Source organism: Segeticoccus rhizosphaerae, assembly GCF_005222685.1.
In the GTDB taxonomy this organism is placed as follows: domain Bacteria; phylum Actinomycetota; class Actinomycetes; order Actinomycetales; family Dermatophilaceae; genus Segeticoccus; species Segeticoccus rhizosphaerae.
Genome location: NZ_SWMA01000021.1, coordinates 66,293 through 72,363 on the forward strand (window position 1 = coordinate 66,293; position 6,071 = coordinate 72,363).

The window sequence follows — 6,071 nt, forward strand, 5'->3', positions numbered from 1 at the left end:
CAGTCATGACCTTCCTTTGGGAAACCGACCACCAGGCAGCCGAGAACCTCCGGTTGGCGCTGGGACACGGCATGCGTGTCGTCGAGTCTGCGCCCGCTGCACACCGCAGTCTCGCCGATGATCGCCGCGAGATACTGCTGGTCATTGGACCGGATATCGATCTGACGTCTGCGCTCACCGTGGCGGACTCGCTACGACTCGAACGGCCTGAAGTAGGCGTGGTGCTGATGCGTCGGAGGCTTGACGTCGGTGTCCTTGCCCAATCGCTGCGGGCGGGTGTTCGAGAGGTCGTGAGTGCCGATGACCTTAGTAGCCTTACCGAGGCCTGCTCTCGCAGCCAGCAACTCTCGACAAGGCTGGCCGGGCTGGCAGGGGGATCTGAGGCGGCGGAGGGCCGCATCGTCACCGTCTTCTCGGCCAAGGGGGGCTGCGGCAAGACCACGGTCTCAACCAACATGGCTGCTGAGCTCGCTTTGGACCGCACCACCCGCGTGCTGCTGATCGACCTCGATCTTGCATTCGGCGATGTGGCGATCTCGCTCGGCCTGATGCCGGAGCGCTCGATCGCAGACGTCGTCGCGATGGCTGGCCACCTGGACGCTGAGGGCTTGGCCTCCGTGGTCACGCACCACGACTCGGGGCTAGACGCGCTTTGTGCTCCGGCTCACCCGGGCGACGCAGACCGCATCCCAGCCGCCGTTGTCGCCGAGGTTCTTCGTGTTGCCAAAAAGGTCTATGACGTCGTTGTCATTGACACGCCGCCAGCCTTCACAGAGCACGTCTTGACCAGCTTCGACGCCTGCGACGCCTCGGTTCTGTTGGCGACGCTCGACATTCCCGCGGTCAAGAACCTGCGGCTCGCCCTCGATACCCTCGACCTACTGGGACACCCGAAGGCTAACCGTTTGCTCGTGCTCAACAGAGCAGACGCGAAGGTCGGGCTTTCGGTTGATGATGTCACCACCGCCTTGCATCACGAGCTGGCTCAGGAGATCCCGGACAACCGTGCCGTCACCGCCGCCACGAACCGCGGCGTGCCCGTCGTGCTGCACGAGCCGAAGAACCCAGTCAGCCTCGCACTCAAGGCGCTGGTCCGCGAGCGACTGCGTCCCGCTATAAAGATGGCGGTCGAGTCCCCGATGCCGGTGAGCAAGGCTGCTCACCGGGCCAACGGACGCCGTTTCCTGCGCCGCGCCGAGGCTGGGAGCCAGGCATGAGTCTCGCCGATCGCCTGGAACAAGCACGCCGCAGCTCGCCCGTCGTTCCAACTGCGGGCTCGTCGGCCACGGCTGGCAGCCAAGAGCCGGCCGTGGCAGTCGATCCGTACGCTGCGGTCAAGGCCAGCGTCCATGAGGGACTCATCGAGAGTCTCGGACCGCAACTTTATGATCCACACCTCGCAAGCAGCGAGTTGGAGCAGCGGGTTCGAGTAACATTGCAAGGGGTCCTCGAGGCCGAGGACACGCCGCTTTCCAACGCCGACCGCACCCGGATAGCCCAGGAGGTGGCCGACGAGATCCTCGGCCACGGCCCTCTGGAGCCGCTATTGCGCGACAGCGAGATCACCGAGATCATGGTCAACGGTCCGCACCAGATCTACATCGAACGCGCTGGCAAGATCCATCCCGTCGCCGCATCTTTTACCAGCGATGCCCACCTGAGGCGAACCATTGACAAGATCGTGGCCAGGGTGGGTCGACGCATCGACGAGGCTCAGCCTATGGTCGATGCGCGGCTTCCCGACGGCTCGCGCGTGAATGCCGTGATAGCTCCCATAGCCCTAGACGGCAGCGTTCTCACCATCCGCAAGTTCGCGGCTGATCCGTTCACCGACAACGACCTGATCGCATTCGGCACGATGACGACTCAGGCCCGTGATGTGCTCGATGCCTGCGTGCGCGGCCGGCTCAACATCGTCATCTCTGGGGGAACCGGCTCTGGCAAGACGACGTTCCTCAATGTCATGTCCAGCTACATTCCCGACGACGAGCGCATCGTGACTATCGAAGATGCCGCTGAACTGCAATTGCGCCAACGCCACGTCTTGCGTATGGAATCGCGCCCGCCGAACGTCGAGGGCAAGGGCAGCATCGCGATTCGCGATCTCGTGCGCAACTCGCTCCGCATGCGACCTGATCGTATTGTCGTGGGGGAGGTCCGGGACGGTGCCGCTCTCGACATGTTGCAGGCGATGAACACCGGCCACGACGGATCGTTGACCACCGTGCACGCCAACTCGCCACGCGACAGCCTTTCTCGACTCGAAACCATGGTCTTGATGGCCGGGGTTGATTTACCGATTCGCGCCATTCGTGACCAGGTCTCCAGCGCCGTCGACCTCATCGTCCAGCTCACCCGGCTCAAGGATGGAACGCGCCGGGTTCTGGCGATCACGGAGGTGGTGGGTATGGAGGGTGACGTGATTACGCTGCAAGACCTCTTCACCTTCGACTTTTCTCCCGGTCGGGACGATCAGGGCCGCGTACGAGGTTCGCTGCGGTCCACCGGTCTCCGACCGAAATTTGCTCAAGCACTCAGCGACGCTGGGATCCAATTGCCGGCCGGCGCTTTTGCCGTAGGCGACTTGCGGGAGCCGGCGTGAGTGTCCAACAACGCGCGCGGGCCCTGGCCCTGTGCCTTCTGACCATGTTGTTGTGCCTGACGGTCGCGCCGGCAGCCCATGGTGCCACTACCCCCAAACCCGTTTCGCTGAGCGACGTCAAGGGGGACGAAGGCCACATCACCGCAATGTTGACGGTGCCCGCAGGGGAGGACACGGTTGTCATCGACCCTCGAAGCATCAGAGCGACAGTGGGAGGGAAGCAGGCAACAGTGTCGGTTGAGGGCGTGCAGCACGAGCGGCGTTCGACTGTGTTGCTGATCGACACCAGTGGATCGATGGGGCGCGACGGGATCGCCGCAGCCATAGAGGCAGCTCGGACCTTCCTCAAGCAAGCCCCCTCCGACCTTAGGGTCGGGCTGGCGACGTTTGCTGATAAGCCCGAGGTCCTCGTTGGCCCCACTACCGACCGGCGTGCAGTACTTGAGGCTCTCCCCGCGCTGCAGGCAAAGGGCGAGACGGCGCTCTACGATGGCCTCCAGCGGGCCGCGAAGGCTCTGGGCCCAGACGGAAGTCGCACAATCATCGTGCTCAGCGACGGCGGAGACACCGTCAGCAAGTCCAACCCCAAGTTGACTCTCAAGGTCCTCACCAGCCATGGCATCCGGACCGAGGCAGTCGCCTTCCATACCGTCGAGAGCCAGTTTGCGGCTCTCCGGACTATCGTCAAGGGCACGCAGGGGCACCTGGTGCAGGCTGATGACCCTAAAGCGCTCAGGGCGGCTTTCGCGTCTGCCGCAAAGGCCCTCGCAGGGCAGGTCCGAGTGAAGGTCACGGTGCCTCCTGGGGTCTCTGGCAACCAAGCACTGCGCATCACTGGCCGCGCCAATGGTGCGCCCATCGCGGCAGGCGTGGCAACGCACGTCTCACCGTCGACGAGGGTCCCATCGTCCGTAACATCGCCGGCCCCACGGCCCAGTGTCGCTGAAGTCGCACCCGCCGTCCCAGCACCCAAGGTGGCTGCAACGCCCTGGCTGTCGGCCGGGTGGATCTGGGTTGCAGTTGGTGCAGTGTTCGCCGGTCTCTTGATAGTGTCGCTGCTCGCCACCGGGTCCGCCTTCACCCCAGAAGCGCGTCGCCGGATCCGATCTCTTGACGAGTACGTCGGCACAGTTGCCAACGCGAAGACCAAGGCAACTAAGTCTGGCACTAGCGGCATCGCGGCCGGCGTGCTCAGGGTGAGTGACGCTTGGGCAAAGCGGCATGATTCCAGCGCCAAGACGGCCGTTCTGCTCGAACGGGCCGACCTGCCATTGCGGGTGGGCGAGTGGTACGTGCTGCGGGTCGTTGCCGTGATTGTGACCTTTACGGTGGCTTGGCTCGGTTTGCGGAGTTCGATTATCGGCAGCTTGGTTGCTCTTGTGGTCTCGATCGTCGTCGGGCTTGGGGCATCGCTGTTCTTTCTACGTTTCAAGGCGGCACGGCGGGCGAGCAAGTTTGATACCCAACTGCCAGATGTATTGACGCTAATCGCCAGTAGCTTGTCGACAGGATTCTCGTTGGCGCAGGCGGTCGACGCCGTGACGCGTGACGCGGCTGAGCCGTCCGCCAAGGAATTTTCAAGAGCTCTGGCAGAGACTCGCATCGGAGCTGACCTCGAGGACAGTCTCGAGCGGATGGCAAGTCGGATGGGAAGCACTAACCTGGAATGGACCACGATGGCGATCCGGATCCAACGTCAGGTGGGTGGCAACCTCGCCGAGACCTTGCGCACCACGGCCGGGACGATTCGAGAGCGGGAGTCGCTCGTCCGCCAGATCCGGGCGTTGTCGGCGGATGGACGGTTGTCCGCATACATCTTGGTCGCGCTACCCATTGGTCTGCTCCTGTACATGCTTCTCGTCAACCGCGACTACATCTCGCTCTTGTGGACCACGGGTATGGGCTTGTTGATGGTCACTGGCGGGACCGTGTCTCTTCTGTTTGGCATGTTCTGGATGAGCCGTGTCGTCAAGGTGGAGGTCTGAGATGAGTCCGCAAATTCTTCTCTACACCGGTGGCGGAGCAGTATTGCTGGGCCTCGGAGCGGCGTTGGTCATCCTCCTGAGTTCCACTTCCCAGCCGACAGGCGTTGCTCGCAGCCTGGCCCTGATCCAACACGACTTCCGTACGCAAGAGGTCGCTCGCAATGAGTTGGGGCTCGGAGATCGCTTAGAGGGATTTCTTTTCGGCATGACGCGGCGACTCGCCACGAAGCTATCTCCAGGAGGCGCCGCAAAGCGACTCACGAAGATGCTCGATGTTGCGGGTAACCCTCCAGCTTGGGCACTCGAGCGGGTCTTCGCCGTCAAGGGCGCGCTGCTGATCATTTCTGGCGCGCTGGGGCTAACCTTCGCTGGCGGCCTCACCTTAGGCGGGGTTGCTGCAGGGGTGGGCCTTGGTGCAGTGGGCTTCTACTTGCCTGACCTACTCATATACAACGCGGGGGTCAAGCGACAGGATGGGCTGCGTCGCGGCCTGGCCGACGCGCTGGACATGCTCACGGTGTGTGTTGAGGCAGGACAAGCCTTCGATGGGGCGTTGCAACAGGTCGCCAAGTCGGTCACCGGTCCAGTGGCTGGTGAATTCTCGCGTGTTCTGCAGGAGATTCAGATCGGCCGCTCTCGCGGAGCAGCTTTCCAGTCGATGTCGCAGAGGACGAGTGTGCCGGAAGTCAAGACGTTCGTGACTTCCCTAGTGCAGGCTGACCGCCTCGGACTGCCCATCGGTGCAGTGTTGCGAGAACAGGCCCTGCAGATGCGGCTTGTGCGACGCCAGCGTGCCGAGGAAAAGGCTCAAAAGGTGCCGATCAAGATCCTGTTCCCCATGCTTCTCTGTGTATTCCCGGCAATGTTCATCGTGATCGTTGGTCCTGGCGCCATCCGTGTTATGAGTTCGTTCGCGAACTTCTGACGCCACGCGTCCGACGTTGTTATCGTAGACGCCGGCGGGGGCACCTTCAGCCAGATGTGAGACCCCTATCGGGTTGGGGACCCGAGCGGCAGGGGGATCCGGTGGGGCGGCAACCAGGGGATGCCGCCCCACCACGGCCTCGCCGCGCGCCGGGTGACGGTACCTGTTCCGTCCGCGTTATTGCGCCGGAACCGGGGGTCACACGGCAACAGAGCCCCGCGGGGTGGTGGGCTTTGAGGGGGTCCTCGGTGCCCTACTCGCCGCTGTCGATGGCGGCGTGCTCACCAGTATCCATGGTGTCGTTGAGCAGCGCCATGGACTCTTCTGAGAGGTAGCGACGATCGCCGGCGATCCACTCGTCGTGCATATCGATCAGCACGGCACCAACCAGCCGGATGACCGCGGCGGCGTTCGGGAAGATTCCCACGACACGGCTGCGACGCTTGATCTCCTTGTTGACCCGCTCGAGCGGGTTGGTCGACCACACCTTGCGCCAGTGGGTCTTGGGGAATGCGGTGAAGGCGAGGACCTCGGCCTTGGCCTCGTCCATCAGCGGTCC

Annotated in this window: 5 protein-coding genes; 4 read left to right on the plus strand and 1 reads right to left on the minus strand. The window is 63.4% G+C overall.

Annotated features, from left to right (window positions below; all coding sequences use genetic code 11):
* The first annotated feature begins 5 nt into the window (after positions 1-5).
* Genes FCN22_RS14270 through FCN22_RS14285 form a run of 4 tightly spaced genes read left to right on the plus strand, consistent with a single transcriptional unit; the run spans position 6 to position 5,512 of the window.
* Positions 6-1,217, plus strand: a complete 1,212-nt coding sequence (locus FCN22_RS14270; RefSeq protein ID WP_137122230.1) for a CpaE/TadZ family protein — start codon at positions 6-8, stop codon at positions 1,215-1,217.
* Positions 1,214-2,602, plus strand: a complete 1,389-nt coding sequence (locus FCN22_RS14275; protein WP_137122231.1) for a TadA family conjugal transfer-associated ATPase — start codon at positions 1,214-1,216, stop codon at positions 2,600-2,602. Before FCN22_RS14270 ends, FCN22_RS14275 begins: the two co-directional genes overlap by 4 nt.
* Positions 2,599-4,587 (plus strand): VWA domain-containing protein, encoded by a 1,989-nt coding sequence (locus tag FCN22_RS14280; RefSeq protein ID WP_137122232.1) that lies wholly within the window; start codon positions 2,599-2,601, stop codon positions 4,585-4,587. Before FCN22_RS14275 ends, FCN22_RS14280 begins: the two co-directional genes overlap by 4 nt.
* 1 nt (position 4,588) lies before the next feature.
* A complete protein-coding gene (locus FCN22_RS14285; RefSeq protein WP_137122233.1) occupies positions 4,589-5,512 on the plus strand; it encodes a type II secretion system F family protein in 924 nt (307 codons plus the stop codon).
* A 253-nt stretch (positions 5,513-5,765) separates the two neighbouring features.
* Here the strand turns inward: FCN22_RS14285 and FCN22_RS14290 are convergent.
* The coding region (locus FCN22_RS14290) for a transposase (protein WP_202911584.1) at positions 5,766-6,071 on the minus strand (306 nt) is incomplete at its 5' end.

What these genes read in the sequence shown, in the direction of transcription:
- FCN22_RS14270 (WP_137122230.1), top strand. Translation starts at nt 6, where the DNA reads ATGACCTTCCTTTGGGAAACCGACCACCAGGCAGCCGAGAACCTCCGG.
- FCN22_RS14275 (WP_137122231.1), top strand. Translation starts at nt 1,214, where the DNA reads ATGAGTCTCGCCGATCGCCTGGAACAAGCACGCCGCAGCTCGCCCGTC.
- FCN22_RS14285 (WP_137122233.1), top strand. Translation starts at nt 4,589, where the DNA reads ATGAGTCCGCAAATTCTTCTCTACACCGGTGGCGGAGCAGTATTGCTG.